This is a genomic window from Pengzhenrongella phosphoraccumulans, from assembly GCF_045689905.1.
In the GTDB taxonomy this organism is placed as follows: domain Bacteria; phylum Actinomycetota; class Actinomycetes; order Actinomycetales; family Cellulomonadaceae; genus Pengzhenrongella; species Pengzhenrongella phosphoraccumulans.
This window is the reverse complement of the sequence record NZ_CP144210.1, coordinates 536,330-550,685: the sequence shown is the minus strand read 5'-3', so window position 1 is coordinate 550,685 and position 14,356 is coordinate 536,330. Positions and strand designations below refer to the sequence as shown.

The 14,356-nt window shown below is 72.8% G+C and carries 15 protein-coding genes and 1 pseudogene; 7 read left to right on the top strand and 9 right to left on the bottom strand.

Features of this window, described 5'->3' with window-relative positions; all coding sequences use genetic code 11:
• Positions 1-279: 279 nt before the first annotated feature.
• The 3 genes and pseudogenes from VTA80_RS02685 to VTA80_RS02675 form a co-directional block, all read right to left on the bottom strand.
• A pseudogene (locus VTA80_RS02685) lies at positions 280-465 on the bottom strand (RNA polymerase subunit sigma-70); the annotation flags it as partial.
• A complete protein-coding gene (locus VTA80_RS02680; RefSeq protein ID WP_407343879.1) occupies positions 465-848 on the bottom strand; it encodes a YciI family protein in 384 nt (127 codons plus the stop codon). The gene VTA80_RS02680 and the pseudogene VTA80_RS02685, both read right to left, overlap by 1 nt.
• A 98-nt stretch (positions 849-946) precedes the next feature.
• Complete coding sequence (locus VTA80_RS02675) at positions 947-1,705, bottom strand: MBL fold metallo-hydrolase (protein WP_407343878.1); 759 nt, start codon at positions 1,703-1,705, stop codon at positions 947-949.
• Positions 1,706-1,854: 149 nt separating this feature from the next.
• On the opposite strand from VTA80_RS02675, the gene VTA80_RS02670 reads away from it, so the two are divergent.
• The gene (locus tag VTA80_RS02670) at positions 1,855-3,348 is read left to right on the top strand and encodes a protein kinase domain-containing protein (RefSeq protein ID WP_407343877.1); all 1,494 of its coding nucleotides are present in this window, start codon (positions 1,855-1,857) and stop codon (positions 3,346-3,348) included.
• On the opposite strand, the gene VTA80_RS02665 is transcribed toward VTA80_RS02670, so the two are convergent.
• The 3 genes from VTA80_RS02665 to lpdA all read right to left on the bottom strand — a co-directional run bounded on the left by VTA80_RS02665 (position 3,335) and on the right by lpdA (position 7,535).
• A complete protein-coding gene (locus tag VTA80_RS02665; protein WP_407343876.1) occupies positions 3,335-4,234 on the bottom strand; it encodes a TIGR01777 family oxidoreductase in 900 nt (299 codons plus the stop codon). The genes VTA80_RS02670 and VTA80_RS02665 overlap by 14 nt on opposite strands.
• A 110-nt stretch (positions 4,235-4,344) precedes the next feature.
• A complete protein-coding gene (gene sucB / locus VTA80_RS02660) occupies positions 4,345-6,120 on the bottom strand; it encodes a 2-oxoglutarate dehydrogenase, E2 component, dihydrolipoamide succinyltransferase (RefSeq protein WP_407343875.1) in 1,776 nt (591 codons plus the stop codon).
• 29 nt (positions 6,121-6,149) lie between these two features.
• Entirely contained in the window at positions 6,150-7,535 is a 1,386-nt protein-coding gene (gene lpdA / locus VTA80_RS02655) for a dihydrolipoyl dehydrogenase (RefSeq protein WP_407343874.1), read from the bottom strand.
• 187 nt (positions 7,536-7,722) lie between these two features.
• Here lpdA and VTA80_RS02650 point away from each other — a divergent pair, with 187 nt between their 5' ends.
• Positions 7,723-8,154: an oxidoreductase gene (locus VTA80_RS02650; RefSeq protein ID WP_407343873.1), complete on the top strand. Its 432-nt coding sequence runs from the start codon at positions 7,723-7,725 to the stop codon at positions 8,152-8,154.
• Positions 8,155-8,179: 25 nt separating this feature from the next.
• On the opposite strand, the gene VTA80_RS02645 is transcribed toward VTA80_RS02650, so the two are convergent.
• A complete protein-coding gene (locus tag VTA80_RS02645; protein WP_407343872.1) occupies positions 8,180-9,667 on the bottom strand; it encodes a leucyl aminopeptidase in 1,488 nt (495 codons plus the stop codon).
• 91 nt (positions 9,668-9,758) lie between these two features.
• On the opposite strand from VTA80_RS02645, the gene VTA80_RS02640 reads away from it, so the two are divergent.
• Genes VTA80_RS02640 through VTA80_RS02620 form a run of 5 tightly spaced genes read left to right on the top strand, consistent with a single transcriptional unit; the run spans position 9,759 to position 12,547 of the window.
• Positions 9,759-10,118: a hypothetical protein gene (locus tag VTA80_RS02640; RefSeq protein WP_407343871.1), complete on the top strand. Its 360-nt coding sequence runs from the start codon at positions 9,759-9,761 to the stop codon at positions 10,116-10,118.
• Complete coding sequence (locus VTA80_RS02635; RefSeq protein ID WP_407343870.1) at positions 10,115-10,543, top strand: hypothetical protein; 429 nt, start codon at positions 10,115-10,117, stop codon at positions 10,541-10,543. Before VTA80_RS02640 ends, VTA80_RS02635 begins: the two co-directional genes overlap by 4 nt.
• A gap of 17 nt (positions 10,544-10,560) precedes the next feature.
• Entirely contained in the window at positions 10,561-11,622 is a 1,062-nt protein-coding gene (locus VTA80_RS02630) for a quinone-dependent dihydroorotate dehydrogenase (protein WP_407343869.1), read from the top strand.
• Positions 11,619-11,828, top strand: coding sequence for a hypothetical protein (locus tag VTA80_RS02625; RefSeq protein ID WP_407343868.1), 210 nt, complete (start codon positions 11,619-11,621; stop codon positions 11,826-11,828). The genes VTA80_RS02630 and VTA80_RS02625 overlap by 4 nt, the downstream gene beginning before the upstream one ends.
• Positions 11,825-12,547 (top strand): YczE/YyaS/YitT family protein, encoded by a 723-nt coding sequence (locus tag VTA80_RS02620; protein ID WP_407343867.1) that lies wholly within the window; start codon positions 11,825-11,827, stop codon positions 12,545-12,547. The genes VTA80_RS02625 and VTA80_RS02620 overlap by 4 nt, the downstream gene beginning before the upstream one ends.
• A gap of 140 nt (positions 12,548-12,687) precedes the next feature.
• Here the strand turns inward: VTA80_RS02620 and VTA80_RS02615 are convergent, their stop codons facing one another.
• Entirely contained in the window at positions 12,688-13,701 is a 1,014-nt protein-coding gene (locus tag VTA80_RS02615) for an aldo/keto reductase family protein (protein WP_407343866.1), read from the bottom strand.
• 45 nt (positions 13,702-13,746) lie between these two features.
• Positions 13,747-14,352: a DUF3043 domain-containing protein gene (locus VTA80_RS02610; RefSeq protein WP_407343865.1), complete on the bottom strand. Its 606-nt coding sequence runs from the start codon at positions 14,350-14,352 to the stop codon at positions 13,747-13,749.
• Positions 14,353-14,356: the final 4 nt, after the last annotated feature.

The following is a 14,356-nucleotide window of genomic DNA, read 5'->3' as shown; positions in this document are numbered from 1 at the left end:
GGGCTCGACGTCGAAGATCCGCGCGATCTGCACGGCATCGAAGCCGAGCACCGTCTGCAGCATGAGCGGCGTGCGGATATGGGCGTCGATCGCCGGGTGCGCGCACACGAAGAGCAGTTCGAGGCGCTTGTCGCCGATCGCATCGGCGTCCTCGGCGAGCGCTGCGACGTCGAGCGGGTCGGCCACCTCGACGTCGTCGGACAGGGGTGTCGAGGTGCGACGGGCGGCCGAGCCGAAGACGTCGCGCAGACGATTGCGGGCCACGGTGAGCAGCCACCCTTCGGGGTTGTCGGGGATGCCGGACTGTGGCCACGTCGCGAGCGCGCGCTCGAAGGCATCCGCGAGCACGTCCTCGGCGAGGGCGACATCACGCGTCGAAGCGGCGAGCAGCGCGACGAGCCGGCCATAGCCCGCCCGCGCCGCACGCTCGGCGGCGGCGTGGACGGACGCGGCGTCGGCGGCCATCAGATTCCCGGGCCGCCCGTCCACGCGCCGTTGTTGAAGCGCGTCGCCGTCGGGCGGATCTCGATGTGCCCGTAGCGCGCTGAGGGAGCTTGCTGCGCCCAGGCGAGGGCGGCGTCCAGGTCGGCGACGTCGATGACGAACGTGCCGCCGAGCTGCTCCTTGGTGTCGGCGAACGGGCCGTCCTGCACGACCAGCCCGCCCGTCGCGAGGCTGATCGTCGTCGTCGCGGCCGACGGCATGAGCACCTCGGCCGAAGCGAGCACGCCCGCGGCGTCGAGCGCCTTGGCGTAGTCGTCGAACGCCTTCATCCCCTCGGCGAGTGCCTCGGCGCCGAGGTCCTCGGCGGACATCTCGGGGTAGTGGAGCAGAAGCGAGTAGCGCATGGTCGGTTCCTTCCGGAGGTCTTTTCGATACTGACACCCAGATGACGAACGAGTCGCGCCCAGATCGACACCCGACGTGGTGCCAGCAGGTCGGGTGCTCATCCGGCTGAGCGGCGGGCCTGCTCCAGGTTCGACTGGTGGGGGCCCGAGAGCCAGTCCTGATCCAGGCGTGCGTCGACCGGTTCTGTTCCACCGCGCAGCGCGTCGAGGTAGGCGCGGTCAGCGGCCAGGCGGGCCGCGACCTCGGGCCCGGTGGCGACGGTGCCATGGCCGGGGACGATGACGTCGACGTGCCGGGCGGCCACGCCCAGCAGGTCGAGCGCCGTCTCGTAGGCCTCGACCTGATCGGGGCGGCGAGGGTCGAGGAGCGGGATCAGGACGTCGGAGAGCATGTCGCCGGCGAGCAGGACGCCACGGTCCGCGAGGAGGACAGCGGCATGCCCGACGGCATGCGCCTGATGCTCGACGATCTCGCCCGGCACGGGGCCCCCGTCAGTGGGCAGCGGGGTCAGGAGCCCGATCAGCTCGAGCGGGATGCCCGTGGCGCTCTGGGTCGCCATCTCCTGCGCCCGCTCGCGGGCGGCGCCGGCTGCCTGCGCGCCGGCGGCGGTGGCGTAGCGCGGCACGTCGCCGAACCGGGGGTGCCAGAGCAGGTGGTCCCAGTGGGGATGGGTGGAGAAACCGGCGACCACAGGCAGGCCGAGCTGGTCGACGTCATCGGCGAGCTGGTTCAGATCGGATCCGTCGATGCCGGGATCGACCAGGATCAACCCGCGCTCACCGCGCACCACGATGGCATTGCTCCAGACCCACTCGCTCTGCCGGACCCACACGCCGTCGGCCACCTGAGTCAGCATCGGTTCACTGTGTCAGGCGTCTTCGTCCCGCGCGAGCCGCGACGCCACGCTGGTGCGACCCCGGTCGAGACGATCGTCGCCAGGGCGACGTCGGCGATCGGCGCTGTGGACAACGGTCGACGCCCGCCCGCTGGCGGTTTGCTGGGCGCATGGATCCCGACGCCGTCCCGTCCGACCTGGCCGCCGCGTTGCGTGCGGCCGGGTACCGCGTGGCCGGGCCGGTCGGGGTCGGCTCGCACGGGCCGGCGTGGGCCGCCGTCGGGCTCCCGGACGGCCCTGCACCGGGGACCAGGGTGGTGGTCACCGAGCTGGCGATCCCGCCCGGCGCTGCGGGCGTGCGGTGGCGCGAGCGCCTCGACGTCCTCGCCGCGCTGGATCATGACCACCTCGCGGAGATCGTCGACGTGGTGGCGCTGGAAGAATCCGATCCGGGCACGGTCGTGCCCGGGTCGGACCGCGAGCTCCGGCGCTGCGCGGTCCTGCTCGCGGAGGTGCCCGGCGTCAACCTGGCGACCCTGCTCGCGGCCCGTGCGCGGCTGTCCGACGGCGAGTCGGTGACGCTCGTGGTCCCGCTCGCCCAGGCGTTGGCGACGCTGCACGCCGCGGGCCTCGTGCACGGCGACGTGTCACCGGCGAACGTCGTGGTGCGACCCGACGGCCGCCCCGTGCTGGTCGACCTGCTCGGCGCGGTGACCGCGCAGGCGGGATCCCGGGACCGGCGGGGTTCGCGGGGCACGCCCGGCTTCGCCGCCCCCGAGACGGAGCGCGGCGACCGGCCCGAGCCGCCCGCCGACGTGCACGCGGTGGCCCGGACGGTGCTGGCGGCCCTGGCCGGTGGCGGCGCGTCGGAGCTGCGGGAGGTGCTCGAGGGCGCGTGCTCCCCGGATCCGGCGGCGCGTCCGTCCGCGAACGAGCTCGCCGCGTGGTGCTACGCCGCGGTGGCCCCAGAGCCGCTCAGCGTGCCCGACGCCGCCGTGCTCGCCCGGACCACGCTCGCCCAGCTTGCGAGCGAGCCGAGCCCGCGGTCGGCGATGACGGTGCGGCCGTCCCGCTCGCGGCACCGGGAGTCGCGCCGCCGCTGGCGAGCGGCCGCCGCGGGTCTTGTGGTCGTCGTGACCCTGGTGGCGGGCGGCGTGGTCGTGGCGAGCATGAGGTCACCCAGTGCGGGAAAGGTCCGCGCTGCGGCGGCGGCGGGATCGCCCGGGCTCGCCGACCCGGTCGCCGCCGCCGTGGTGCTCACCGAGCGGCGGGCCGTGCTGCTCGCCGCCGGTGATCCGGCCGCGCTGGCCGAGGTCGAGGTGGTCGGGGAGGCGGCGCAGGTCGCCGACCTGGCGCTGCTCGCCGGGCTGGACGAGGCGGGCGTGCGGATCCAGGGCCTCGCGGCCGACGTCGTCTCGGCGCGCCTGGTCGATGCGGGCGCGGGAGCGCCGGCCTCGCGGGCACGCGTCGAGATCACCTCGGCCCTGACCGCCCATCGGCGGCTGACGGCAGACGGCACGGTCAGCACCGAGATGCCCGCTCAGCCCGCCCGATCGGTGGTGCTCACGCTGGCGTGGACCTCTGCGGGCTGGCGGGTCGCCGATGTGGCCGGCGCCGTCGCAGTGGCGGTCAGCGACCCGGGTGGGGCACCTACCGCTTCGTGACCCAGGCGGCGACGTCGGGCAGGTCGGGGTGGGTCCAGGTGAAGCCGCTGTCGACGAGGGCCTGGGGCAGCGCGCGGACCGAACCGAGCACCTCCTGGGCGAATTCGCCGAGAAGCAGGCGCACCGCGAACGCCGGGACGGGGATCACCGCGGGCCGGTGGGCGGCACGCGCGAGCGCGCGGGTGAGCTCGAGGTTGGTGGCCGGGTGGGGCGTGGTGAGGTTCACCGGACCCGCCACCGGCGCCTGCAGCAGGTGCACGATCGCGCGCACCTCGTCCACCAGCGAGATCCAGCTCCAGTACTGGCGGCCGGAGCCGAGAGGCCCCGCGATGCCGAGGCGAACGATCGGCAGCAGCCTGCCGAGCGCCCCGCCGGACGGCGCCATCACGATGCCGGTGCGCAGGTGCGCCACCCGGATCCCGGCGTCCTGGGCGGGCGCGGTGGCACCCTCCCAGGCTCGCACGATCCCGGCGAAGAAGGTGTCTCCGAGCGTGGAGGTCTCGTCGAGCACCTCGGCGCCGCGGTCGGCGTAGGTGCCGTACGCGCCGATCCCGGACGCCTGGAGCAGCACGGCGGGCGGCGTCGCCATGCCGGCCATGGTGCGCGCCAGCACGGACGTGGTGCGGGTGCGCGAGGTGAGCACGACCTGCTTGTACTTGTCGGTCAGGCGGTGGTCGGCCACGCCGGCGCCCGCGAGGTTGATGACCGCGTCGGTGCCGTCGAGGTCGCGCGCGTCGAGCCGACCGGCGTCGGGGTCCCACCGGATCTCGTTCGGGCCCGACGGCGGTCGGCGCACCAGGCGCCGCACGTCGTGGCCCCCGCGCGTGAGCTCCGCGACGAGCGCGTTCCCGATCAGTCCGGACGAGCCGGCGACGACGATCTGCATGGCGTTCCTTCAGGGATCGGGCCGTGAACGAGGGCCGTCCGCGCTCCGCCCGGCCTGAGCCGGGCAGAACGCGGACGGACGTCGCGCGCGACGTGCGGTGGTGGCGAGCGTCAGAGCCCGACTTCGGACTCGAACGCCCCTTCTTCGAGACGGTTCTTCACGGCCATCAGGTACCGCGCGGCGTCGGCGCCGTCGACCAGGCGGTGGTCGTACGACAGCGACAGGTAGACCATCGAGCGGATCGCGATGATGTCGGACCCGTCCGCGTCCTTGGCGATGACCGGGCGCTTGACGATCGTGCCGGTGCCGAGGATCGCGACCTGGGGCAGCGCCACGATCGGCGTGTCGATGAGCGCGCCGCCCGAGCCGGTGTTGGTGATGGTGAACGTGCCGCCGGCGAGGTCGTCCGGGCCCACCTTGTTGGCGCGGGTGCGCGAGGCGAGGTCGGCGATCTTGCGGGCGATGCCGGCGAGGTTGAGGTCACCGGCGTCCTTGATCACCGGGACGACGAGGCCCCGTTCGGTGTCGACCGCGATGCCGAGGTTCTCGGACCCGTGGTAGACGACCTGGTTGCCGTCGATGCTGGCGTTGATCTTCGGGTACGTCTTGAGCGCCTCGACGGCTGCCAGGGCGAAGAACGGCAGGAACGTGAGGTTCACGCCCTCCCGCGCCTGGAAGTCGGTCTTGGCCTTGGCCCGCAGGCGCGCCACCTTGGAGACGTCCACCTCGACCACGGTCGTGAGCTGAGCGGACGTCTGCAGGGACTCGACCAACCGGTCGGCGACGAGCTTGCGGAGCCGGGACATCTTCTCGGTCGTGCCGCGCAGGGGCGAGATGGCCACCGGTGCTGCCTTGGCCGGAGCTGCCTTGGTGGGTGCCGCAGGAGAGGGTGCGGTTGCGGCCTGGGCTGCGGCGGCTGCCGCTGCGGCGGCCGCCTCGGCCTGGGCTGCGGCCGCGAGCACGTCTTCCTTGCGTACGCGCCCACCGACGCCGGTGCCCGTCACGAGCGACAGGTCGACGCGCTTCTCCGTGGCGAGCTTGCGCACGAGCGGGGTGAGGTAGCTGCCCGACGCCGTGGCCGCGGTGGCCGGGACGGCGGGGGCCACGTGCTGCGCCGGAGCGGCTGCCACGGGAGCGGCTGCCGCGGGAGCTGCCACCGGAGCGGCTGCTACGGGAGCAGCGGCGACCGGTGCTGCCACGGGAGCAGGCGAGATGGGTGCCGGTGCGGCCGCGACCGGGCTGGCCGGGGCCGCCGTCGGCGCTGCCCCGGTGCCGAGCACCGCGAGCGCGGTGCCGACCGCTACGGTCTCGTCCTCCTGGACGAGGATCTGCAGCAGCGTCCCCGCGAACGGGGACGGGATCTCGGTGTCGACCTTGTCGGTGGAGACCTCGAGGAGGGGCTCGTCGACCGCGACGGCCTCGCCTACGGCCTTGAGCCACCGGGTGACGGTGCCCTCGGTCACAGACTCGCCGAGCGCCGGCATCGTCACCCGGGCACCCTCGGCGCCCGCGGCCTCGGCCGGCGCGGCCTGGGGTGCGACGGGCTCGGGTGCGACGGCGACCGGGGCCGCCTCGACCGGCGCGGCGGCCACGGGGGCTGCCTCGGCCGGCGCCTGTTCGGCGGGAGCGGCCGCGGCGGGGGCGTTCGCGCCGGTGCCGATCACCGCGAGCGCGGTGCCGACCTCGACGGTCTCGTCCTCCTGGACCAGGATCTGCTCGAGCACGCCCGCGAAGGGCGACGGGATCTCGGTGTCGACCTTGTCGGTCGACACCTCAAGCAGGGGCTCGTCGAGGGCGACGGTGTCGCCGACTGCCTTGAGCCAACGGGTGACGGTTCCCTCGGTGACGCTCTCACCGAGCGCCGGCATCTGCACGGAGTCAGCCATGACCGCTCGTGTCTCCTTCGATCGTGGGGTCAGTTGTGGGCGTGCAGCGGCTTGCCGGCGAGGGCCAGGTGGGCCTCGCCGAGCGCTTCGTTCTGGGTGGGGTGGGCGTGGACCAGGGTGGCGACGTCTTCCGGGTACGCCTCCCAGTTCACGATCAGCTGTCCTTCTCCGATGAGCTCACCGACGCGCGAACCGATCATGTGCACGCCGATCACGGGCCCGTCCTTCTGGCGGACGAGCTTGACGAACCCCGTGGTGCCGAGGATCTGGCTCTTGCCGTTGCCGCCGAGGTTGTACTCGAGCGTCTCGACGCCGTCGTCCCCGTGGATCTCCTTGGCCTTGGCCTCGGTCAGCCCTACCGAGGCGACCTCGGGCTCGGAGTAGGTGACGCGCGGGATGCCGGACTCGACGATGGTGACCGGCGCGAGGCCGGCGATCTCCTCCGCGACGAAGATCCCCTGGGCGAACCCGCGGTGCGCGAGCTGCAGGCCCGGGACGATGTCTCCGACGGCGTAGATGTTGCCGACGCCGGTGTGCAGGCGGTCGTTCGTGATGACGAACCCGCGGTCCAGGGTCAGGCCCTGCTCCTCGTACCCGAGGCCGGCGGTGTTCGGGCCGCGGCCGACGGCGACCAGCAGCAGGTCGGCGTCGAACGTCTTGCCGTCCTCGAGCGAGACGTGCACGCCCGAGTCGTCCTGGGTGACGCCGGCGAACCGCACGCCGAGGTTGAAGTTGATGCCGCGCTTGCGGAACGCGCGCTCGAACGCCTTGCACAGGGCGAGGTCCTCGTTCGGCACGAGGTGGGGGAGCGCCTCGACGATCGTGACGTCGGTCCCGAAGGACTTCCAGACGCTCGCGAACTCGGAGCCGATCACGCCCCCGCCGAGCACCACCACGGACTTGGGCACCCAGTCGAGCTGGAGCGCCTGGTCGGACGTGATGACGCGGCCGCCGATCTCGAGACCGGGCAGCGACCGGGCGTAGGAGCCGGTACCGAGCACGATGTTGCGCCCGACGATGCGCTCGCCGTTCACCTCGACGGCGTCGGGGGCGACGAGCTTGCCCCAGCCTTCGATGACGGTCACGGCGCGGGACTTGACCAGTCCCTGCAGCCCCTTGTAGAGCCGGGCGACGACGCCGTCCTTGTACGCGTTGACGCCGAACATGTCGATGTGGTCCAGCGTGGTGTGGACGCCGAACTGCGCGCCCTCCCGAGCGTTGTCGGCCAGCTCGGCCGCGTGCAGCAGGGCCTTGGTCGGGATGCACCCGTTGTGCAGGCAGGTCCCGCCGAGCTTGCCGCCCTCGACGAGGGCGACCTTGAGGCCCAGCTGCGCGCCGCGCAGGGCGGTGGCGTACCCGCCGCTGCCTCCGCCCAGGATGACGATGTCAAAAACAGTGCCGTTCGTGTCCGCCACGTGAAACTCCTCCGACGCAGGCTGCGGGTCTGATGTCGATGCTCGCGGCCCATCTTGTCACCGCCGATGCCTCGCCCCTAACCAGATGGGGGACCAGTTTGTGTGAGGCTCAGAACATTCATCCCATGTCTTGATCTGTTCGGGCAACCCTCAGCGTTTCCCCAGACACGGCGGTTATTCTGTGCCGATGCGCCTGTTCTTCCGTCGAAAGCGCGCCAGCGGCGCGACCGCCCAGCCCTCCGCCCGCGAGGCGCAGCACGCCACGGTCGAGCACTTCCGGGAGTTCGTGCGCACGCAGGTCGGCGTCGAGGCCTACATCGAGCCGGTGACGAGCTCGACCCCGATGACGCTCATGCTCATCGCCACGACCGGCGAGTGGACCCGTCGCAGGGTGCCGGACGCGCGCGCCGCCCGCGGGCTCGCCCACGACCTGGGCATCCCGATCTACGAGGTCAACCGCACCGGCTACCCCCAGCGCATGCGGGACTGGTCCAGCCGCCAGCGGATCCTGGCCAAGCGCGCCAAGCAGCAGAAGTTGACGCAGCAGCAAACGACGACGTCGCCAGGTTCGCGCCCCGGTCGGGCGGATCCTGGCGACGTCGGCCGCGCGATGTTCTGACCGCGGCGTACCGCGGGTCGGGCTCCTACTTCTTGGTGGCCCGCGACTCGATGACCGCGAGCATGGTCCGCACGCCGACACCGGTCCCGCCGACAGGCGTGTACCCGTGCGGGGCCTTCTCGTTGTAGGCCGGCCCGGCGATGTCGAGGTGCGCCCACGGCGTCGTCCCGACGAACTCCCGCAGGAACAGCGCCGCGGTGAGCATGCCGCCCCAGCGGTCGGAGATGTTCGCGAGGTCGGCGAACTTCGAGTTGAGCCCCGGGCGCAGGTCCTCGGGCAGCGGCATCGGCCAGAACAGCTCGCCAGCGGTCTCGGCTGCCGTCACGACCTCGGCGCGCACGTCGTCGGTCCCCATCACGCCCGAGACCCGGGTGCCGAGGGCGACCATCTGGGCGCCGGTGAGCGTCGCGATGTCGAGCACGACGTCGGGCTTCTCCTCGACCGCGGCCACGAGGCCGTCGGCCAGGACCAGGCGGCCCTCGGCGTCGGTGTTGAGCACCTCGACGGTCTTGCCCCCGCGGATCGTGATGACGTCGGAGGGGCGCTGGGCCGAGCCCGATGGCATGTTCTCCGCGATGCAGAGCCAGCCCGTCACGGCGACCGGCAGCTCGAGACGCGCCGCGGCGATCACGGTGTGCAGCACGGCGGCGGCCCCGGACATGTCCGACTTCATGGCTTCCATGCCGGCGGCCGGCTTGATCGAGATGCCGCCCGAGTCGAACGTGATGCCCTTGCCGACCAGCGCGACCTTCGCCGTCGGGCGCGAGGGGGAGTAGGTGAGCTTGACCAGGCGCGGCCCGCGCGCGGACCCCTGCCCGACGGCGAGGATGCCGCCGAAGCCGCCCGCGGCGAGCGCCTTCTCGTCGAGCACCGTGATCTTCACGCTCGTGCCCTTGACCGCAGCCTTGGCGAGGTCGGCGAACGCCTCGGGGTACAGGTCGTTCGGCGCGGCGTTGATCAGGTCGCGCGTGCCGTGGACCGCGGCGGCGATCGCCTCGGCGCGGGCGACGGCGGCCTTGGCCCCGGCGTCCCCGGCGAGCGGCGTGACGATCTCGATCGCCGCGACCGGGGCGGCCTTGGCGGTCGCCTTCGCGTCGCGGTACCGCGTGAAGCCGTAGGCCCCGAGCAGGGCGCCCTCGGCTACGGCGGCGAGGTTCTCGGCGTCGTCGGCCGGGAGGGCCACGGCGACCGACGCTGCGCCGGCGAGCGAGCGCGTCGCGGCACCGGCCGCGCGGCGCAGGGTCTCGGGGGAGTAGTGGTCGGCCCGGGCGCCGAGGCCCGTGAGCACGAGGACGGGGGCGGCGAGCTCCCCGGCGCTGGGGAGCTTGCACACCTCGTCGGCGGCGCCGGAGATTCCCAGCGTCACCGCCGCGCGCAGGATCTGGTTGCGCAGCGCGGCGGGGAGCAGGTCGGCTCCCACGAGCACGACGCCGTCGTCGGTCGAGGCCGTCGCGACGACGAGAGCGTCGGCCGCGAGGCGGGCGGGGTCTTTGGAGGTCAGGGTCAGGGGCACTCGTCGATCGTAGTCGCCGCGCCCGACGGCGTCCTTGGGCGCGCTCGCCGAGTGCCTGTGCTCGCGCGATGCCCGCACTACTGTGGCGTCCGTGCTCACCCCCCTCGCGCTCATCGTCGTGCTGCTGGCGGCCCTCCTCGCGGTCTGGGCGGCCGTGTTCGCCGTGCAGGACCGTGCCGTGGTGCTGCGCCAGCTGTGGGGAGCCGCGGTGGTCGAGGGCGTCCTGGCGGTGCAGGCGGTCGTCGCGATCGTCGTCGTGCTGCGCGGCGCGGAGGTCGCCGAGCTGGCCACGTTCTGGGGGTACGTCGCGTGCTCGCTGATCATCCTGCCGCTCGCGGCCGCCTGGGCCTTCGCGGAGCGCACCCGCTGGAGCTCGGTCGTGCTGCTCGTTGCATCCCTGACGATCGCCTTCATGCAGTGGCGGCTGCTCCAGGTGTGGGGCGCGCAGTGAACGTGCAGCCCGTCCCCACCCCGTCGACCGCGACCGGGCCCGGTCGCGTCCTGGTGGCCGTCTACGCGGTCTTCGCGCTGGCTGCGACCGGGCGGGCGGGGTTCCAGCTCGTGAGCAACTGGCACCAGGCGCCGCTCGCCTACGGTCTGTCGGCGCTGGCCGCCGTCATCTACATCGTCGCGACGCTCGCGCTGGCCCGCGGCCGGCACCGGCTCGCGACCGTGGCCGTGAGCATCGAGCTGGTCGGTGTGCTCGTGGTCGGCGCGTTCTCGCTGGCCGATCCGGCCGCGTTCCAGCGAGCCACGGTGTGGTCGGCATTCGGTCAGGGCTACGGGTTCGTGCCGCTCGTGCTGCCCGTGCTCGGGCTGCTCTGGCTCCGGCGGACGAAACCACCACGAACACCGACCCCCGACCCGGCGTCCTGACGGCTAGGTTGGGCGGCGTGTACCCGCTCCTGTTCAACCTCCTGTTCCGACGGATGGACCCCGAACGCGCCCACCGGCTCGGCTTCGGCGCGATCCGGGCCGTAGCCGCGGTCCCGCCGCTCGCCGCGGTGGTCCGGCGTGCCCTGGCCGCCGGTCCCGCCGCTCAGGTCCACGCGATGGGGATCGACTTCCCCGCCCCGTTCGGGCTGGCAGCCGGCTTCGACAAGAACGCCGTCGCCGTACACGGCCTGACGATGCTCGGCTTCGGGTTCGTCGAGGTGGGGACCATCACCGCGCACGGCCAGCCGGGCAACCCGCAGCCGCGGCTGTGGCGCGTGCTCGACTCGCACGCGATCCGCAACCGGATGGGCTTCAACAACGAGGGTGCGGCCGCCGTCGCCACCCGCCTGCGGCGCCTGCGCGCGACTCCCGCCGGCCGGGCGCTCGTCGTCGGCGTGAACATCGGCAAGACCAAGGTCACGCCCGCCGCCGAGGCCGCCGCCGACTACGCCACGTCCGCCCGGCTGCTGACGCCGTACGCGGACTACCTCGTCGTGAACGTCTCCTCGCCCAACACCCCCGGGCTGCGCGACCTCCAGTCCGTCGAGGCGCTGCGCCCGATCCTCGTGGCGGTGCGGGCCGCCGCCGACGACGCGCCGTCGCCGCGCGGGCCCGGCGTCCGGGTCCCGCTGCTGGTCAAGATCGCGCCTGACCTGTCCGACGACGACGTCGACGCGATCGCCGACCTCGTGACAGAGCTCGGCCTCGATGGGGTGGTGGCGGTGAACACGACGATCGCGCACACGTACGGCGAGGGCGGCCTGTCCGGGCCGCCGCTGCTCTCCCGCGGGCTGGACGTCGTCGCGCGGCTGCGCACCCGGCTCGGGGCCGAGCCGGTCATCATCGGCGTCGGTGGCATCACGGCGTCGGCGGACGCGCGGGAGTACCTCGCGGTCGGCGCCACGCTCGTGCAGGGCTACACCGGGTTCATCTACCGCGGTCCGCTGTGGGCCTCCCGGATCAACCGGGCGCTCGCGGCCGACGCCCACCGCCTGCACACCGCGGCGGTGGCGGCATGATCCGCGCACAGTGGGAATGGGTGCTCGAGGACACCTCCGGCCGGATCCTCGACCGTCCGATCAGCCCGGTCTTCGGCAACCAGTTCGACGCGGAGCAGTGGCTGGGGGAGAACTGGCGCGACCTCGCCCGCCAGTCCGTCACCGTCGCGCGTCTGATGCACGACGGCGCGGCGGCCGCGGCCCCGGTGGCGCTGCGGCTCCCATGAGCGCGGCGGACGGCCCGACGCGTGCGAGTGCTGCCGACGCCCGGTCGGGCGGCGAGGCGGACGACATCGCCGTCGACGCTCGCATCCCCTCTGCCGCCGCGACGCCGACGTCGGTGACCGGCCCGCGGGTGGGGTGGGTGCGCCGCGGGTCTCAGCTGTTCGCCGGCCTCGTGCTGTACGCGGTGTCCATCGCGCTGATCGTGCACGCCCAGACGGGCAACATGCCCTGGGACGTGCTGAGCCAGGGCGTCGCGCGCCAGCTCGGCTGGAGCTTCGGGACGGCGGTGATCGTCCTGAGCGTGGCGGTGCTGGCGTGCTGGATCCCGCTGCGGCAGCGGCCCGGGTTCGGGACCGTGGCGAACGTGCTGGTCATCGGGCTGCTCGTGGACCCGTTCCTCGCCGTCCTCGCACGGCTGCCTGAGCTCGCCTGGCCCGCCCTGGTCGGGCTGACCGCCGCCGGGATCATCCTCAACGGGCTCGCGACCGCGCTGTACATCGGCGCGCGGATGGGCCCCGGGCCCCGCGACGGGCTCATGACCGGCCTCGTGGCCCGCACCGGCCGACCGGTGGGGCTGGTCCGCGTGGTGATCGAGGTCGTGGTGGTCGCGTTCGGCTGGCTGCTCGGCGGCACGGTGGGCTGGGCGACGATCGTCTACGCCCTCGCGATCGGCCCGATAGTCCACGCCCTCCTGCCGCGCCTGACGCTCCCGCCCCGCTGATCCCGGACGGCCCGAACCGGCTGAGTTCGCTGGTCCGGATCGACGTCGTCCGTCCCAAGCTGCTGAGTTCGCTGATTTGTGGCGAGTTCGCCGGTCCGGATCAGCGAACTCGACCCGGACCAGCGAACTCGAACGTCGACTCAGACCGGGCGGGTCTTCGGAGCCGTGCGGGTCGTCATGCCGGGATCGCGCACGACGACGTCGCCGAGCACCTCGTCGATGCGCGCGAGCAGCTCGGCCGGGATCGTGACGCCGGACGCCTTGGCGTTCTCGACGACCTGCTCGGGCCGCGAGGCGCCGATCAGGGCGGCCGCGACGTTGTCGTTCTGGAGCACCCAGGCGACCGCGAGCTGCGCGAGCGACAGGTCGAGCTCCGCGGCGATCGGACGCAGACCCTGGACCCGGGTCAGGACGTCGTCGTTCATGAACCGCTTGATCATGTCGGCGCCGCCCTTCGTGTCGGTGGCGCGCGAGCCGGCGGGCAGCGGCTGACCGGGAACGTACTTGCCGGTCAGCACGCCCTGCGCCACCGGCGACCAGACGATCTGGGACATGCCGAGCTCGCGCGAGGTCGGGACGACCTCGGGCTCGATCACGCGCCACAGCATCGAGTACTGCGGCTGGCTCGAGATGAGCTGGAAGCCGAGCTCCTTGCTCAGGGCGTGGCCGGCGCGGATCTGGTCGGCGGTCCACTCGCTGACGCCGATATAGAGGGCCTTGCCCTGGCGGACGATGTCGGCGAACGCCTGCATCGTCTCTTCGAGGGGGGTCTCGGTGTCGTACCGGTGGGCCTGGTACAGGTCGACGTAGTCGGTGCGCAGGCGGGTCAGCGAGCCGTTGATCGACTCCATGATGTGCTTGCGCGAGAGCCCGCAGTCGTTGGGGCCGCCGGGACCGGTCGGCCAGTACACCTTCGTGAACACCTCGACCGATTCGCGTCGCTCGCCCCGGAGCGCGTCGCCGAGCACGGTCTCGGCGGCGGTGTTCGCGTAGACGTCCGCGGTGTCGAAGGTCGTGATGCCGACGTCGAGCGCCGCCCGCACGCACGCCGTGGCGGCGTCGTTCTCGACCTGCGAGCCGTGCGTGAGCCAGTTGCCGTACGTGATCTCCGAGATCTTCAGCCCGGAGTTGCCCAGATAGCGATGGTTGACCATGCCACCGACCCTACGGCCCGCAGCATGCGCCGACGGCGCGTGGGCTCAGGCCGGGTACTCGCCGTGCTTGACCATGGGCTTGGGCAGCCGCGCCCGGCGGATCTGGAAGCCGCGCATGATCGCGTACATCGCCAAGCCCTTGAGGTAGGAGTCCGCGCCGAACTTCGCGTACAGCTTCTTCTTGAGGCCCCGCCACATGACGAACGCGTCGATCATCGTCACGATCACCACGAAGTACAGCGCGAAAATGATGATGACGGACAGGAGCCGGTCCTTCGCGAACGCGAAGGTCGCGAGGACGAAGATCATCGCGATCGGCAGGAAGAACTCGCCGAGGTTCCAGCGGGCGTCGACGTGGTCGCGCACGTAGCGCCGCACGGGACCCTTGTCCTTGGCCGGCAGGTAGCGCTCGTCGCCGGTCTGCATCGCCTGGTACTCGCGGTCGCGCTGCGCGCGGTTCGCCACCCGCGCCGACTTGCCGGCAGCCTTGCGGTCGGCCGGGACCAGCGGGCGCTTGTTCAGCGCCTCGGAGGTCTTGCGCTTCGGCGTGGGGTGTCCCTTGCCCGCCTGCTCGGCGCGCTCGGAACCCGCCGCGCCGTTGAGGGTCGCGGTGGACTTGTCGGGTGTCGTCGGCTTGCTACGGAAGAGCACGCAC